The 15303-nt window shown below is 65.0% G+C and carries 15 protein-coding genes; 7 read left to right on the top strand and 8 right to left on the bottom strand.

The features are described 5' to 3' along the window. Positions 1 to 8 precede the first annotated feature (8 nt). Positions 9 to 617: an NAD(P)H-dependent oxidoreductase gene (locus J1M87_RS23095; RefSeq protein ID WP_206492132.1), complete on the top strand. Its 609-nt coding sequence runs from the start codon at positions 9 to 11 to the stop codon at positions 615 to 617. A gap of 7 nt (positions 618 to 624) precedes the next feature. Here J1M87_RS23095 and J1M87_RS23090 read toward each other — a convergent pair whose 3' ends face one another. Then, positions 625 to 1044 carry a nitroreductase/quinone reductase family protein gene (locus tag J1M87_RS23090; RefSeq protein WP_206492131.1) on the bottom strand — a complete coding sequence of 140 codons (420 nt, stop codon included), beginning with the start codon at positions 1042 to 1044 and terminating at the stop codon, positions 625 to 627. A 227-nt stretch (positions 1045 to 1271) separates the two neighbouring features. On the opposite strand from J1M87_RS23090, the gene J1M87_RS23085 reads away from it, so the two are divergent. The 5 genes from J1M87_RS23085 (at position 1272) to J1M87_RS23065 (ending at position 7272) form a co-directional block, all read left to right on the top strand. Then, positions 1272 to 2270: an ABC transporter substrate-binding protein gene (locus tag J1M87_RS23085; protein ID WP_206492249.1), complete on the top strand. Its 999-nt coding sequence runs from the start codon at positions 1272 to 1274 to the stop codon at positions 2268 to 2270. 98 nt (positions 2271 to 2368) lie between these two features. Continuing rightward, positions 2369 to 3334 (top strand): iron ABC transporter permease, encoded by a 966-nt coding sequence (locus tag J1M87_RS23080; RefSeq protein WP_206492130.1) that lies wholly within the window; start codon positions 2369 to 2371, stop codon positions 3332 to 3334. Continuing rightward, positions 3331 to 4152 (top strand): ABC transporter ATP-binding protein, encoded by an 822-nt coding sequence (locus tag J1M87_RS23075; protein WP_206492129.1) that lies wholly within the window; start codon positions 3331 to 3333, stop codon positions 4150 to 4152. The genes J1M87_RS23080 and J1M87_RS23075 overlap by 4 nt, the downstream gene beginning before the upstream one ends. A 72-nt stretch (positions 4153 to 4224) precedes the next feature. Further along, complete coding sequence (locus tag J1M87_RS23070) at positions 4225 to 5733, top strand: YdiU family protein (protein ID WP_206492128.1); 1509 nt, start codon at positions 4225 to 4227, stop codon at positions 5731 to 5733. Positions 5734 to 5910: 177 nt separating this feature from the next. Next, on the top strand, positions 5911 to 7272 hold the full coding sequence (locus J1M87_RS23065) for an NAD(P)/FAD-dependent oxidoreductase (protein WP_206492127.1): 1362 nt from the start codon (positions 5911 to 5913) through the stop codon (positions 7270 to 7272). A 58-nt stretch (positions 7273 to 7330) separates the two neighbouring features. Here J1M87_RS23065 and J1M87_RS23060 read toward each other — a convergent pair whose 3' ends face one another. The 4 genes from J1M87_RS23060 to J1M87_RS23045 are packed head-to-tail and all read right to left on the bottom strand — an operon-like array spanning position 7331 to position 11144. Next, complete coding sequence (locus J1M87_RS23060) at positions 7331 to 8848, bottom strand: long-chain fatty acid--CoA ligase (RefSeq protein WP_206492126.1); 1518 nt, start codon at positions 8846 to 8848, stop codon at positions 7331 to 7333. A gap of 27 nt (positions 8849 to 8875) precedes the next feature. Then, positions 8876 to 9337 carry a MaoC family dehydratase gene (locus J1M87_RS23055; protein WP_206492125.1) on the bottom strand — a complete coding sequence of 154 codons (462 nt, stop codon included), beginning with the start codon at positions 9335 to 9337 and terminating at the stop codon, positions 8876 to 8878. Continuing rightward, the gene (gene couO, locus J1M87_RS23050) at positions 9334 to 10239 is read right to left on the bottom strand and encodes a 4-hydroxyphenyl-beta-ketoacyl-CoA hydrolase (protein ID WP_206492124.1); all 906 of its coding nucleotides are present in this window, start codon (positions 10237 to 10239) and stop codon (positions 9334 to 9336) included. The genes J1M87_RS23055 and couO overlap by 4 nt, the downstream gene beginning before the upstream one ends. Beyond that, complete coding sequence (locus tag J1M87_RS23045; RefSeq protein ID WP_206492123.1) at positions 10236 to 11144, bottom strand: SDR family NAD(P)-dependent oxidoreductase; 909 nt, start codon at positions 11142 to 11144, stop codon at positions 10236 to 10238. The genes couO and J1M87_RS23045 overlap by 4 nt, the downstream gene beginning before the upstream one ends. Positions 11145 to 11244: 100 nt before the next feature. Between J1M87_RS23045 and J1M87_RS23040 the strand changes: the two genes are divergently transcribed. Further along, positions 11245 to 11670, top strand: coding sequence for a MarR family winged helix-turn-helix transcriptional regulator (locus J1M87_RS23040; protein WP_206492122.1), 426 nt, complete (start codon positions 11245 to 11247; stop codon positions 11668 to 11670). A 14-nt stretch (positions 11671 to 11684) separates the two neighbouring features. Here J1M87_RS23040 and J1M87_RS23035 read toward each other — a convergent pair whose 3' ends face one another. From J1M87_RS23035 to J1M87_RS23025, 3 genes are all read right to left on the bottom strand, one after another. Continuing rightward, positions 11685 to 12161: a DUF3237 domain-containing protein gene (locus J1M87_RS23035; RefSeq protein WP_206492121.1), complete on the bottom strand. Its 477-nt coding sequence runs from the start codon at positions 12159 to 12161 to the stop codon at positions 11685 to 11687. Beyond that, positions 12158 to 13750, bottom strand: a complete 1593-nt coding sequence (locus J1M87_RS23030) for an amidohydrolase (protein WP_206492120.1) — start codon at positions 13748 to 13750, stop codon at positions 12158 to 12160. Before J1M87_RS23030 ends, J1M87_RS23035 begins: the two co-directional genes overlap by 4 nt. Positions 13751 to 13814: 64 nt before the next feature. Further along, a complete protein-coding gene (locus J1M87_RS23025; RefSeq protein WP_206492119.1) occupies positions 13815 to 15290 on the bottom strand; it encodes an APC family permease in 1476 nt (491 codons plus the stop codon). Between the last annotated feature and the right edge of the window lie 13 nt (positions 15291 to 15303).

Here is a 15303-nt window from a genome sequence, read left to right as displayed (position 1 = left end):
AATCAACCATGACCGCACTCGTCGTAGTCTCCCATTCCGACCCCGACTCACTGACCCACCATGTCGCTCGCTCCGTCACGGACGCGATCCGCACCGCAGGAGGCTCCGTCGAGACGGCCGATCTCGCGGCGGAGAACTTCGATCCGCGATTCACCGGCACCGACCTCGGCCTCTTCCGAGGCACCCACCCCACGCCCGCCGACGTGCTCGCCGAACAGGAACGAATCGACCGGGCCGAGCACCTGATCCTGGTCTTCCCGATGTACTGGTGGTCCATGCCGGCACTACTCAAGGGGTGGATCGACCGCGTCTTCGTCAACGGATGGGCCTACGAGATGAGCGCCGACGGCGGCTTCACCACCAAACTCGATCGTCTCACCGTCCACCTGGTGTCCCTGGCCGGCGACGACGCCGACAGCTTCGCCCGTCACGGCATCGAGGCCGCCTTCCGAACACAGATCGAACGGGGAATCGTCGAATACTGCGGTGCGACAGTAGGTTCGACGACGTTCCTGCACGAGACCGACACCAGAAGCCGAGAGGCACTCGCTGCGCAAACGCACGCGGTGGGCGAGCGCATCGCCGCACAGGTCGCCGGACTCACTGCGGTGCGTTAGGCCCGGTTCAGGCGGGAGTGAGGCGGAAGATCGGGAATCGACGGCCCTCGGCGGTCTCGACGTACTTCGCGAATCCGGAGGACGCGTCGAGGAACTTCTGCCAACTTCCGTCCCACTCGGCATCGGGGACTTCCGAGGCGTTCACCGCGACGGTCTGCACTGCGCCGTCCACCGGCACCTCGATGTCGACGGACGGGTGTGCGCGCAGATTGTGAACCCAGGCAGGGTCCCTGGGTGAACCGGCTGCCGAGCCGACGATCAACCAGCTGCCTTCCTCGGGAATCGCCATCAACGGATTCAGCCGGACCTCCCCACTCTTGGCACCGATCGAGTGCACGACGACGAGGGCGTCGCCGAACCCAGCGGTCGATACATGCCCGCCGTTCTCGCGGAACTCCTCGATGATCATCTGGTTGAAGTCGGTCACAGCGCTATTGTGCCGCGCTCTACGGCACCGCGGACCGGTTCTGTGCCGGATTCTTCGGAAGCGACGATTTCCATCACCGCCAACCAAAGGTTAGCCTGGGCTCACACGCACCTCGGTGCGTACCGCCGTCGGGCACTCCCCGGCGGCTCGTTGCTGTCTTCGACCGAAGGACACCTGAAGTGCTCAACGCTCGTCGCCGTGCGGGAACCCTCGCCGCCGCGGTTGCCATGGCCGGATCGCTCGTCGCATGCGGAGCGTCCGAGGAGGTACCCGATGCGACGGCCGTGGCCACCGATGGCGGGACGTCGTATCCGCTGACGATCGAGAACTGCGGCGAGTCGGTCACCTTCGACTCCGCCCCGCAACGAGTGGTCTCGCTCGATCAGAACTCCACCGAAATTCTGCTCTCCCTCGGCGTGCAGGACCGCATGGTGGGCACGGCGTCCTGGACCGATCCGGTCCGTGAGAACCTCGCCGACGCGAACGCCTCGGTTCCCCGGCTGGCCGACAACGCGCCGACCTACGAGGTCGTGGTCGACACCGAACCCGACCTCGTCACCGCATCGTTCGGACGTCACTTCGAGCAGGGCGGCGTCGCTCAGCGGTCACGCTTCACCGAAACCGGTGCCGCCACCTACCTCTCGCCCACCGACTGCGATGCCGGTCGCAGCATCAACGGGGGCAACACCCGAACGACGCCGCTCACCATGGACTCGCTGTACCAGGAGATCACCGAACTCGCGGCGATCTTCGACGTCAACGAGCGCGGTGCCGAGTTCGTCGACGAGCTGAAGACCCGCATGGCCGACGCCACCGCGACAACGGCGAAATCGGATGTCTCCATGGCATTCTGGTTCGCAGACACCAAGAGTCCCTACATCGCAGGCGGGCGAGGATCGGCCGATCTGCTCGCCCGCACGGCCGGTACGACGAACGTCTTCGCCGATACCGACGACGACTGGCCCGCCGTCGGATGGGAGACCATGGTCGATCGGGATCCGACCGTCCTCGTCCTGGGCGACCTGGCGCGCAACCGTTTTCCCGGCGACCTCCTCGCCGACAAGATCGCATTCCTCGAGTCCGATCCCGTCACCAGCACGATGGCCGCCGTCCGCGACAAGCGCTACATCTCGCTGCACGGTGCGGAGATGAACCCGTCGATCCGGACCGTCGACGGTGCCGAGAAGGTGTCGGCCGGACTGCGCGACCTGGGACTGTCGTCCTGACCGCGACCATCGCCCCCAGGCGCTCCACCCAGCGATCGCAGGCCTCCCGTCATCGGTGGCGGTGGGCGTTGGCCCTGCTGGGCGGTCTCGTGCTGTGCGTGGTGTCGATTCTCGTCGCCATCACCCTCGGGCCGGCGAATATCTCGCTGGTCAACGTGCGCGATGTGGTGCTCAATCATCTCGGCATCACCGATGTGCCGGTGAAGGTGTCGAAGAACGCGATCGTCTGGGAGGAACGGCTACCCCGAGCACTCGTCGCCGCCGCGAGTGGCGTCGGACTCGGCATCTGCGGAGTGGTGATGCAGTCGCTGCTGCGCAATCCGTTGGCGGATCCGTTCGTGCTCGGGGTGTCCTCGGGTGCATCGACGGGAGCCGTCGTGGTCGGCGTGCTCGGAGTCGGCGGTGCCGCTCTCGGACTGTCCGGCGGTGCGTTCATCGGCGCGCTCGTCGCGTTCGCCCTGGTGCTCTTCCTCGCCCGCATGTCCGGGAGCGGACACGACCGCGTCATCCTCGCCGGTGTCGCGACCACCCAGTTGTTCTCTGCGCTCACCTCGTTCGTGATCTTCGCGTTCGCGGACTCCGACGAGACCCGCGGCGTGATGTTCTGGCTGCTCGGATCGTTCGAGGGCGTGAGGTGGAACGACGTCGTGCTGTGTGTGACCGTGGCAGGCGTCGGCGCAGTGGTGTGTTGCTACTACGCGTACGTGCTCGACGCATTCGCGTTCGGCAACTCGGTGGCATCATCGCTCGGCTTCGACGTCCAGAAGGTGCGGTTGGCACTGCTCGTCGGCACCGCGCTGATCACCGCGACATTGGTCAGCGTGGCCGGTGCCATCGGTTTCGTCGGCCTCATTCTTCCGCACGCAGCGCGGCTGCTGGTGGGGCCCAACCACAGCCGCCTCGTGCCGACCACTGCCGTCATCGGCGCGATCTTCATGGTGTGGGTGGACGCCGTCTCGCGAGTCGCGTTCGCCCCTACTCCTTTGCCGGTCGGCGTGGGGACCGCGTTGGTCGGGGTTCCCGCGTTCATCGCAATCATGGCTCGCAAGAGAGGAATTCGATGACTCTGCATGCGTCGAACGTGTCCTGGAAGCGAGGCGGCGCTCTGGTGGTCGACGGTGTGACGCTGCACGCCGCGCCCGGCCGAACGGTGGGGCTGTTGGGGCCCAACGGTTCCGGTAAGTCCTCACTGCTGCACCTGCTGGCCGGGGCGGCGTCGCCCACCTCCGGCGTCGTAGAACTGGACGGCACCGATCTCGGTTCGCTCAAACGCAAACACATCGCGCGCGCCGTCGCGGTCGTCGGACAGCACGCGCACACCGACGTCGACGTGACGGTCGGCGACGTGGTCCGACTCGGACGGATCCCGCACCGCGGGGCCTTCGGCGGAAACGAACTGGACGACGACGCAGTGGACGATGCGCTCGCACAGACCGGACTCACCGACAAAGCGGATCGATTGTGGCGAACGCTCTCCGGCGGTGAGCAGCAGCGGGCGCATATTGCCCGCGCGCTCGCGCAGCAGCCCCGCGAGATGTTGCTCGACGAGCCGACCAACCACCTCGACATCCATCACCAGCTGGAATTGCTGGCCCTCGTCGCTCGGCTACCGATCACCTGCATCGTCGCGCTGCACGACCTGAACCTGGCCGCGATGTTCTGCGACGAGGTGTTGGTGCTTCAGGACGGAAAGGTCGTCGCGGGAGGTCCACCCGCGCAGGTGCTGACCGAGGAACTCATCGCCGAGGTGTATCGAGTGCGGGCGCGAGTGTCCGTCGACGGCGACGACGGACGCGTGCACATCCGCTTCGATGCCGCTGCCGCAGACGCGACGTTCACGAGGAACCCGGACACCGGCCTACCGGCAGCGGTCCACCTCTGATCGACCTCGCGGGACTTCGGTCGCCGACCTGCACCGGGATTGGGGACCGCGTTTCGTGGCTACCCTTCACCCATGAGTGAATCGTCGACCGGACCGGCAGCCCCCAGCACGAGCGGGCCCGCGTTCGGGTTCGAAGCAACGCTGGCGAACGAGGTTCCCGGCGTGACAGTGCCGTGGCAGGGTACGCGCTCGCCGGACCCTCGTGTGCTGGTCCTCAACGAGGATCTGGCGCATTCGCTTGCACTCGACCCGGTTTCCTTGCGTAGCGACGACTGTGCCGCGGTGCTGTCCGGGTCGACTCCACCGGCCGATGACGTCGGCGTGGCGATGGCCTACGCGGGACACCAGTTCGGCAATTTCGTACCGCTACTGGGCGACGGTCGAGCGTTGCTTCTCGGCGAACTGCACGACGATCGAGGCCGTCGCGTGGATCTGCATCTCAAAGGCTCCGGTGCCACGCCGTTCTCGCGCGGCGGCGACGGACGTGCGGTGGTGGCAGCCATGCTGCGCGAATACTTGATCAGCGAGGCGATGCACGCTCTGCACATCCCGACCACGCGCTCGCTCGCCGTGGTGACCACCGGCGAACACGTACGGCGAGATGGTGTTCCGCAGCCAGGCGCGGTGCTCGCCAGAGTGGCCGCCAGCCATCTGCGTGTGGGCACCTTCGAGTTCGCAGCCCGGCGTGAGGGACTCACGCAGCCCCTCGCCGATCACGCGATCGCCCGGCATTACCCGGAGCTCGTCGAGCTGCCCACCGAGGATCGCTACCTCGCTTTCTTCGAGGCCGTCGTGGAAGCGCAGGCATCGCTTGTAGCACAGTGGATGTCGGTCGGATTCGTGCATGGAGTCATGAACACCGACAACACGACGATCTCCGGCGAGACCATCGACTACGGACCGTGTGCTTTTCTCGACGCCTACGAACCGGCGACGGTGTTCAGCTCCATCGACCACGGCGGACGTTATGCCTACGGCAATCAACCCGCGGTCCTCGGATGGAATCTCGCCCGGTTCGGCGAAACCCTGTTGCCGCTGGTGAGTTCGACACCGGACACTGCGATCACGGCACTCACTGCCGTCCTCGACACGTTCGGGCAGCGCTATCGGCTGCACTACTCTGCCGCGATGGCCGCCAAGCTGGGCCTGGACGACACCGCCGACAACGCCGCTCTCATCGACGACATGCATCGGCTGCTCACCGACCACCGAGCCGACTGGACCCTTGCCTTTCGTGCCCTCGCCGACGAACTACGCGGACACTCGGCACCGCTGGCGGCGCTGATTCCGCCGGACGCGTCGTCGACCTGGTTGAACCGTTGGCGCACTGCGGTATCCGACACGAATCAGGACCTCGCGTCGATCGCCGACGGTATGGATCGGGTCAATCCGGCGTACATTCCCCGCAATCATCTGCTCGACGCTGCCCTCAGGTCTGCCACCGAGGGCGATCTCGAGCCTTTCGAGCAACTGCTCGACGTCGTCACCACACCGTTCGGCTACCGCGCCGAACGGTCCGATTACGCCGCGCCGGCCCCAGCGAGCTTCAGTGCCGGATTTCAGACTTTCTGCGGCACCTGACAGCGGCGTTTTCGGCTCGCAGGCGGAAGCATCGCAGTGCCGGCTCGGACTGTCCGAAATGGAGCGTGCGGCCGCCGAGGAGTAGCCACTTCGGCGCATGTGCTCGGAGACGGTCCGCGAAAGAATGCGAGTTGAGATCGGCCGAAACCGAAGTACCGCAACCCGAGGAGCTCGACAGTGCCCACCCTGAAACGTGACGTCGCCATTGTCGGGGCCGGTCCATCCGGCCTTGCCGCAGCCACCGAACTACGCAAGGCGGGGCTGTCGGTGGCGGTGATCGAGGCACGCGACCGGGTCGGCGGACGCACCTGGACCGAAACCATCGACGGCGCGTCCCTCGAGATCGGCGGTCAATGGGTCTCGCCCGACCAGGAGTCTCTCATCGCCTTGATCGACGAGCTCGGACTCGACACCTTCGACCGATACCGCGAGGGCGAGTCGGTCTACATCTCTGCCGCAGGCGAGCGCACCCGCTACTCGGGTGATTCGTTCCCCGTCGACGAGACGACGAACAAGGAAATGGATCGCCTCATCGCCCTGCTCGACGACTTGGCCGATCAGGTCGGCCCCGAGGAGCCGTGGGCGCACCCTCTCGCCCGCGAACTGGACACCATCTCGTTCGAGCAGTGGCTGATCGGCCAGTCCGACGACCCGGAGGCACGTGCGAACATCGGCATGTTCATCGCCGGTGGCATGTTGACCAAACCTGCGCACGCGTTCTCCGCTCTGCAGGCGGTGTTGATGGCGGCCTCGGCAGGTTCGTTCTCGCACCTGGTGGACGAGAACTTCATTCTGGACAAGCGCGTGGTCGGCGGCATGCAGCAGGTGTCGATCCGTATGGCGGCTGCCCTCGGCGACGACGTGTTTCTCGGCGCCCCGGTACGGACGATCCGGTGGAACCCCGATCGAGCGGTGGTACTGGCCGACGGCGACCTCGAGGTCATCGCCACGCGCGTCGTCCTCGCCGTTCCGCCGAATCTGTATTCGCGTATCTCCTACGACCCGCCATTGCCGCGACGCCAGCATCAGATGCACCAGCATCAGTCGCTGGGTCTGGTCATCAAGGTCCACGCCGTCTACGACACCGCGTTCTGGCGCGCGGACGGGCTCTCGGGCACGGGCTTCGGTGCCTCCGAAATTGTGCAAGAGGTCTACGACAACACCAATCATCAGGACAGCCGTGGCACTCTCGTCGGATTCGTCTCCGATGCCAAGGCCGATGCGATGTTCGAGTTGGACGAGTCGACGCGCCGCGCGAGGATCCTCGAATCCATCGGCCGCTACCTGGGACCGAAGGCAACCGAACCGGTGGTGTACTACGAGTCCGACTGGGGTTCGGAGGAATGGACCCGCGGGGCGTACGCGGCCAGCTTCGATCTCGGCGGACTGCATCGGTACGGCAAGGACAGTCGCACTCCCGTCGGTCCGATTCACTTCTCGTGCTCGGACATTGCCGCGGAGGGCTACCAACACGTCGACGGCGCAGTGCGAATGGGTCATCGCACCGCAGCAGATATCGTGTCGAGAATCCGAGCCTAGCCCCGCACCTGGCCGAACCGTCGCCGATGTCGACGGTTCGGCCTGCGGGGAGTCCGGGTCAGCCGGGCCGGTTCGGCATCGATGCCGAATACTGCTCTCGCAGAACGTTCTTTCGGATCTTGCCCGTCGGATTGCGGGGGATCTCATCGACCAGAACGTACCGCTTGGGAATTTTGTATCCAGCGAGCCGGCCACCGAGGGCCTCGGCCAGCGAGTCCAGTGCCACCCGAGTTCCCTCGCTGACGGTGATCGCGGCCACCGCCGATTCGCCCCATTTGTCGTCGGGCACACCGAACACCGCACAGCTCTCGACACCGGGCAGCTCGAGCAGTGCCGCCTCGACCTCGGCGGGGTAGATGTTCTCGCCACCGGAGATGATCATGTCCTTGAGGCGGTCGACGATGGTGACGAACCCTTCTGCATCGGCGATTCCGATGTCGCCGGTGCGAAGCCATCCGTCGTCGAAGACATCCGCGGTCGCGTCGGGGCGACCCCAGTACTCCTTCATCACGTGGGGGCCCTGAATCTGAATCTCTCCCCGCTCGCCGGGCGAGACCGGCTCCGACAGTGCATCGACGATCCGCACGTCGGTGAACGTGTGTGGCACCCCCGCGGTACCCATCTTACGTTCGGCATCGACAGATGCGAGAATCGTTGCACCCGGTCCACTTTCGGTCAGCCCGTAGCCCTGACACATTTTCACTCCGCGTCCGGAATACGCACGCAACGTTCGCGCCGGCACCGGCGCAGCGGCCACCACGACCCTCCTCAGCGACGACAGATCGGTCTCTGCCAACATCGAATGAGCCACGAGCGCATCCAGCATCGTCGGAACACCGAATGTGTAGGTTACCGAACGCGATTCGACGACATCGAGAACTCGTCGAGCATCGAAGCCCTCCTCGATCACCACTGCTCCGCCCTTGAACAGTGTCGGAAGGGCCACCATGTCCAGTGCGGCGGTGTGGAACAGCGGAGCGCAGACCAGGGCGACCTCGTCGCTGCACAGATCGAGATCGAGTATTGCATTGAGGACCGCAAAGAGCACATTGTCATGCGTCATCACGACACCCTTGGGCTTCCCGGTCGTACCGGAGGTGTACATGACGAAGCACAGGTCCTCACCCACCACAGGTTCGTCGATACGCGAGGAATCCGCAGCGGCGATCAGCGCGTCGAGCTCATCCCCCAGCGCGATGCGCCGAGTACTGCCCGTCTCCGTCGCACCGACGGCGACAGCGACGAGCGCCGTCGAGTGGACCAGGACCGCCAATCCCGAATCCTGCACCGCGAACGCAACTTCCGAGGCCGTCAGCCGGGCGTTGAGGGGTACGAAGATTGCTCCGAGGATGCCACACGAGAAGAGCACCTCGAGATAGGCGGGATGGTTGGTGGAGAGAATTCCCACTCGGTCACCTGGACCGACACCCAATCCGCGCAGTACGTGCGCGAAACGCGTCGTACGGTCGTCGAGTTGCGCATAGGTCGACACCTGCCCCCGAAACTCGAGGGCAGGCGCGAGCGGGCACTGCCTGCTGCGTCGCCAGATCCACGAGCCGACTCCTTGATTGCGCATCGCGATCGGTTCCTCTCGGTGTGTGGATCAGACGAACATGCGGTAGAGAGCCTCGACGACGACGGCAGGCCGCTCGCTGCCTTCGAGCTCGATCTTGGCGTCGACGGTCAACTGCGCTCCGCCGTTCGGCAGTTCCTCGTAGGATTTCAAGGTTGCGGAGAGTCGAACCCGCCCGCCTGCAGGCACCGGATTGGTGAAGCGCACCTTGTTCAGGCCGTAGTTGATTTTCGTGGTGACGTCGTCGACCACGAGCACCTCCTCCCACATCGGAATGATCAGTGACAGGGTGAGGTAGCCGTGTGCGATCGGGCCTCCGAACGGGCTGTGCGCCTTGGCTCGCTCCGGGTCCACGTGAATCCACTGATGATCGTCGGTGGCATCGGCGAAGGTATCGATCCGCGGCTGCGCAACCTCGATCCACGAGCTGGTTCCGAGTTCGGCGCCTTCGAGGCTCTTCAACTCGGCAAGTGTTGCTACCCGCGTGGTCATGCTGTCTCCTTGGGTGTCAGGCCGAGTGCGGCCAGTGCATTGGTCTTCATCACGAGAGGGCGTACCTGGTCCTTCAGGTCGAGCTCGGCGAAATCCTTCATCCACCGATCCGGCGTCAGTACGGGAAAATCCGAGCCGAACAGCACTTTTCGCTTCAGCATCGAGTTCGCGGCCCGAACAAGCTGCGGCGGAAAGTACTTCGGTGCCCACCCCGACAGATCCATGTACACGTTCGACTTGTGTGTCGCGATCGAGATCTGCGCGTCGACCCACGGCACGGCCGGGTGGGCCATGATCACCGTCAGATCGGGGAAGTCTGCAGCGACGTCGTCGAGCAACATCGGATCCGAGTACCGAAGCTTGATGCCGTGCCCACCAGGAAGTCCTGCACCGATACCGGTTTGGCCGGTATGGAACAGTGCGGGCACTCCGGCTTCGGTGATGGCTTCGTAGATGGGATAGAAGCGACGGTCGTTGGGTTCGAAGCCCTGCATGCTCGGGTGGAATTTGAACCCGCGGACACCGAACTCCTCGACGAGCCGGTGCACTCGCCGCACCGCGACCTTTCCCTGCCACGGGTCGACCGAACCGAACGGAATCAGCACGTCGTTGTGGCGTGCTGCTCCTTCGGCGATCTCCTCGACCGAGTTCGGCGTATGCCCCGACGCCGCACCGGCGTCGACGGTGAACACCACCGCAGCCATGTTTCTCGCCCGGTAGTAGTCGGCGATCGCGTCGATTCCGGGGGTGCGTTCTTCACCGGACTTGAAGTACTTCTCCGACGCTGCCATCAATTCGTCGTCGAGCGACCGATGCCCACAGCCGTCGATCTCGACGTGAGTGTGCACATCGAGTGCGACGATGGCATCGACGTCGATGTTGCACTCGTACTTCGAGCTCATCGTGCCGGCTCCACCGGCAGGTTCTCGCCGACCGACTCGAGGCTGTCGGAAAACGTGGAACCCCAGGCCTGAGCGATGCTCTCGGCCGACCAGCCGCCGTCGCGGTAACCGGTGGCGATCATGTCCGGATGGGTCCACAGCGCCAGTCGGTCGCCGCCGATGGCGAACGCCTGCCCGGTGACCTCCGCGGCCGCATCGCTGGCGAGGAACGACACGATTCCTGCGGCATCGGCCGGCGTGCCGAATCCGAGTTCGCGACGTGCGAACGGCGGCAGCGGTTCTCCGTTGCGCATCGCTTCGATGTAGGGCTGCAGGAACGGGACGCTCTCGGTCATCGCGGTCGCAGCGACCGGGCACACCGCGTTCACGGTGATGCCTGCGCGCTCGAGTTCCATGGCCCAGGTGCGCACCATGCCGACGATGCCTGCTTTGGCACCGGAATAGTTGGTCTGGCCGAAGTTTCCGCGCTGGCCCGCGGGCGAGCCGATACAGACGATCCGACCGCCATCGCCCTGCGCGCGGAACTGAACAGCCGCCTCGCGGGCACAGGTGAAGGTGCCACGCAGATGGACGTTCACGACGGTGTCGAAGTCCTCGTCGGTCATCTTCCACAGCACTTTGTCGCGCAGAATCCCGGCGTTGGTGACCATGATGTCGAGGCGACCGAATGCTTCGAGCGCGCCGGCAACCAATTTCTGGGCGGTCTCGGTGCTGCCGACCGGTGCCACGACGGCCACTGCTGTGCCGCCGGCCTCGACGATGGAGGAGACGGCTGCATCGGCGATCGTGTGATTCACATCGTTGATCACGACGGCCGCGCCGTGGCGAGCGAGGTCCTGTGCGTAGGCCAGACCGAGGCCCTGGCCACTGCCGGTGACCACTGCCACCTTGTTGTCGAGCTTCATAGCCGTCTCCTTCTCGTGGTGTAGTGCCAGAGAATCATCAATGATTGAGATTGTCAATGATTTAGTTTTGATAGGCTTTGCCGTCTATCCGAGGAGCACCATGACCGACATCGCACCGTTGTCCGACGACATCGGGTTTCTGCTCAGCCGCGCAGGCTCTGCAATGGCAGCCGCGGCCAAGTCCGCCCTCGTACCGTTCGAGCTGCGCGTGCGCTCGTACTCGGTACTCGCACTCGCCTGCGAGCACTCGGGCGGACTCGGACAGCGACAGATCGCCGAGAATCTGGGTCTCGATCCCAGCCAGATCGTCGCGCTGGTCGACGAACTCGAAACCCGCAGCCTGATCACCCGGCGCGTCGACCCCGAGGACCGCAGACACAAGCGAATCCACGCCACCGAGACCGGGCGCGCGACGTGCGTGGACGCTCAGCGCGCGCTCGCGTCGAGCAACGCCGACATCCTCGCTGCCCTCGGCAACGAGGATGTTTCGGCGCTACGACGGGCCTTGAAAGCCATCGTCGGCTGAGCCGGAACCTGCGATCAACGCAACCAGAAGAACCGAATACAGATCTGGCCGCCCTCGTTGCGGGCCATCCCGAGGAACTGATTGTCGGCCAACCATCGAAACTGCTCCGAATCGGTTTGGAACACCGGAGCCGTGCGGTAGTAGTAGTCACGCTCGTCCACCACTTCACCTGCATCCAAACGAGATTCGACACTGGAATCGGCGCGATAGTAGCCCCGATTCCGAACGTCGATCAATGATCCGTCATCGGCGCGCAGCACGTACCGGGCATCGAGTTGAACCGTGTCTCCGCGCTCGACGAACCAGTCGCCACCATGGGCAAGCACCTCGCCCGTCAGCCTCGGGCCCGCGACCGTACCGCCTGTGATCGCGACGAAGTGCAGCACTTCCTCCGCACTTCGACCGATGCGCAACTCGTCGGCAACGCTGACTCTGACCTCGAAGACGAACTCGAGTTCCGGCTGCGGCAGATCGACGGGAGCCACCGTCACCGTTCGTACACCACTTCGCCTGCGACGACAGTGGCGATGATCGGTAGCTCCGGCAGCCGCTCGGCAGGTCCGGACAGGTCACCGTCTATCGCCGTGAAATCCGCGGGCCCACCGACGACTATGGTTCCGGTGCCGTCGGTGAGACCGGCGGCCGCGGCGGGGTGGGTGGTGTACCCGTCGAGGGCCTGCCGTGCCGAAATCGCCTGCCGCGGTTGGCGAGGCGGATCGGACCGACGATCGGCCGGGCGGCGCAGCTGGGCATCGGCCATCACGATTCGTGGGTCGAAATCCGCTACGGGCCAGTCGGATCCGAGGGCCACCGTGACACCGAGATCCCGAAGCTCGGCTACCGGCCAAGCGCGGTCGATACGATCACGACCCATGCGCCGCGACCAGTCGTCGGCCTCGTCGGCGCGGGTGTACCTGGTGCAGTGCGTCGGTTGCATGGAGGTGGCGATGTCGACCGCAGCGGCAATCGAGATCAGGTCCTCGGGGCAGACCGTCTCCAGGTGTTCGAGGCGGTGCCGAACCCCGTCCCCCAGAGCGGCGAGCGTCCGGACACAGTGGTGGACAGCAGCATCGCCGATCGCATGGGTTGCCGTCGTCACTCCGCGAGAGCTGAGCTCACGCACGGCGTTCGCGTAGCGTTCCGGATCGGTCCACGACGGGTGGGTGCTTTCGCCGTATACATCCGGATGACACAACCATGCCGTGCCGCCCTCGACGGTTCCGTCCATGAACAGCTTCGCACCTGCGTATCGCCATCGCACGCCGCCGGGACCGTCGACCAACGCTGCCAGTTCGTCCACCCGCTCCGCGGGGTGATCCGGCTGAACCCAGCCGTACACCCAGAACCGCAACCCCGACTCGTCCTCGTCGAGTGCCCGGATCATCTCGACCGTTCCCGGCAAGTCGTCCATCACATGAACTCCGGTCAACCCGACCGAGGCCATCTTCTCGGTCACCTCGCGCAGCAAGGCCTTCGCCATGACCGGGTTCGGTGCCGGTGCCACGCTTTCCACCAGGTGGATGGCCGCCTCCTCCAGGAGGTGACCGGTGGGTCTTCCGGCACTGTCGACTACCACCCGGGCAACGCCGTGCTCGAAGACTTCTCGGCCGCTCACACCGGCGGCCTCCAGCGCCGCCCGATTGGCCAGTGACGAATGGGCGTCGTAGAACCGGATCAGGACAGGCTCGGTGATCGACTCGGAGATCGCGTCGAACGTCGGTGCCTTGCCCTCGAACACGTTGTGATCGAGGCCCCATCCGCGTATCCAACCGTCCACCGGCGTCGCCCCGTCGAGCGCACGGCGAACGTCGTCGAGAGTCTCACACCCGTTCATGTCCACCCCGAGCGACATCAGCGCACCTTGAACGACGTGGGTGTGCGCGTCCACCCAACCCGGGGTCAGGGTGCCGCCTGCGAGATCGACGATTCTCGTGTCGCTGCCGCTGATGTCGAGGATCTCCGCGGTCGTGCCGAGGGCCAGGACACGGTCCCCGCGGACCGCTACCGCCTCCGCGGTGGGCGCGTGGTCCACCTGAGTGAGTACGTGCCCGTTGATCAGGGCGAGGGTGGCGTCAGCCATGGTGAAACTCCTTGTGCGTAATCGGCCGAGAAAGTGGGATCGGCCCCCTGACTTGCGTGAGCGTCTACTCGACGGGCTGTGGGGCGGCGGCGAGTTCGGAATCGACATCGGTGCTGCCCAATCCCTCGTATACCTCCGGGCGACGGTTGCGAATCCACAGCGCGAGAAGGACACCGAAGACGAACACCAGGAAGGGACCACCGATGGCGATGGTGTTGACGACGGGATTGTCTGTCAGGGTGGCTATTTCGATCTTGCTGATCACCAGGTAGAGGGCGAGACCGAACAGGACGAACGCGGCGATGCCCGCCGCCGCAGCACCTCGATCTCGCACGGCGTCTCTGCCCTTGAGGAAGAAGACCGCGATCGACAGCGAGGTCAGCCATTGCAGCGCAAGAATTCCCACGGTTCCGGTACTGGCAGTCCACGCGGTCATCTGCAGAATCGGCTCGACGCCGGAGATCGCGAAGCACAGCACGGCCACAACGGCGATCACCGTCTGCGTGACACTGGCGACGTGCGGAGACAAATGCTTGCTGTGCACCGAGCTCAGTCGTTCCGGAACGATTCGTTCGCGGCCCAATGCGTATCCGTAGCGCGTGATCGCGTTGTGCAGGGCCAACAATGCAGCGAGACCGCTCGAGACGATGAGTATCCGCATCGCATCGGTTGCGGCACTTCCGACGTAGATGTCCATCGCGGTGAAGAAGTACTCGGCCGGATCCTCCGCGGCCGTCTCGACCGCCTTGCCGGTACCGAACGCCATGACCGCCACCCAGACGATGAAGGAGTAGAAGATCGCCAGGAAGATCACCGCCGTGTAGGTTGCGCGGGGAACCGTCCGGTCCGGCCGCACGGCCTCGTTTCGGAACAGCGCTGTCGCCTCGAACCCGATGAACGCAGCGAAGGACACGGCCAGCACTGCACCCATCGATCCGGTGAAGACGTTCTCCGGATAGAACGGCTCGAGGGTGAGACCGGTTGCCCCGCCTTTCGCGATGACGCCGACAGCCAACACCACCAGGACGAGCACCTCCAGCACGAGCAGCACTCCGAGAACCTTGGCTCCGATCCGAACCGACCGGTAGCCGAGAACAGCGACGATCGCCGCTGCGACCAACCCCCACAACCACCAGGGGAGGTCGATACCGAGGAAGTCCTTCACCGTTGCTTCGGTCACGGCACCGAACAGTCCGTAGATGCTCAGTTGAAGCAGGCTGTAGCACACCACGGCGACCATGGCGCTGCCGAGACCGGCCACTTTGCCCAGGCCTTTGCGGATGTAGGAGTAGAACGCACCGTTGTTGTGCACATGCTTCGCCATCTTGGTGAATCCGATGGCGAAGACCATGTTGATCAGGCCTGCGGCCAGGTAGCCGGCAGGAGCGCCGACCCCACCGACGAGCAGGGCGATCGGGGCCACCGCCACCATGACGGTGAGTGGTGCCGCCGCGGCGACGACGAAGAACACGATGTCGCGCGAGTGGAGACTGGCGCGATCGAGGGCACTCGGCTGCCCTGATTGATGGGGGGTTGTCATGGCGGGCTCCCGT

Origin of the sequence: Rhodococcus sp. KRD162 (genome assembly GCF_017168335.1) — a bacterium.
Taxonomy (GTDB): Bacteria; Actinomycetota; Actinomycetes; order Mycobacteriales; family Mycobacteriaceae; genus Rhodococcoides.
This window is presented reverse-complemented; position numbering and strand designations above follow the sequence as displayed.

Excerpts from the sequence above, each read along its gene's own strand:
- J1M87_RS23095 (WP_206492132.1), top strand. The coding sequence starts at position 9 with ATGACCGCACTCGTCGTAGTCTCCCATTCCGACCCCGACTCACTGACC.
- J1M87_RS23085 (WP_206492249.1), top strand. The coding sequence starts at position 1,272 with ATGGCCGGATCGCTCGTCGCATGCGGAGCGTCCGAGGAGGTACCCGAT.
- J1M87_RS23075 (WP_206492129.1), top strand. The coding sequence starts at position 3,331 with ATGACTCTGCATGCGTCGAACGTGTCCTGGAAGCGAGGCGGCGCTCTG.
- J1M87_RS23070 (WP_206492128.1), top strand. The coding sequence starts at position 4,225 with ATGAGTGAATCGTCGACCGGACCGGCAGCCCCCAGCACGAGCGGGCCC.
- J1M87_RS23060 (WP_206492126.1), bottom strand. The coding sequence starts at position 8,848 with ATGCGCAATCAAGGAGTCGGCTCGTGGATCTGGCGACGCAGCAGGCAG.
- J1M87_RS23055 (WP_206492125.1), bottom strand. The coding sequence starts at position 9,337 with ATGACCACGCGGGTAGCAACACTTGCCGAGTTGAAGAGCCTCGAAGGC.
- couO (WP_206492124.1), bottom strand. The coding sequence starts at position 10,239 with ATGAGCTCGAAGTACGAGTGCAACATCGACGTCGATGCCATCGTCGCA.
- J1M87_RS23045 (WP_206492123.1), bottom strand. The coding sequence starts at position 11,144 with ATGAAGCTCGACAACAAGGTGGCAGTGGTCACCGGCAGTGGCCAGGGC.
- J1M87_RS23040 (WP_206492122.1), top strand. The coding sequence starts at position 11,245 with ATGACCGACATCGCACCGTTGTCCGACGACATCGGGTTTCTGCTCAGC.
- J1M87_RS23030 (WP_206492120.1), bottom strand. The coding sequence starts at position 13,750 with ATGGCTGACGCCACCCTCGCCCTGATCAACGGGCACGTACTCACTCAG.
- J1M87_RS23025 (WP_206492119.1), bottom strand. The coding sequence starts at position 15,290 with ATGACAACCCCCCATCAATCAGGGCAGCCGAGTGCCCTCGATCGCGCC.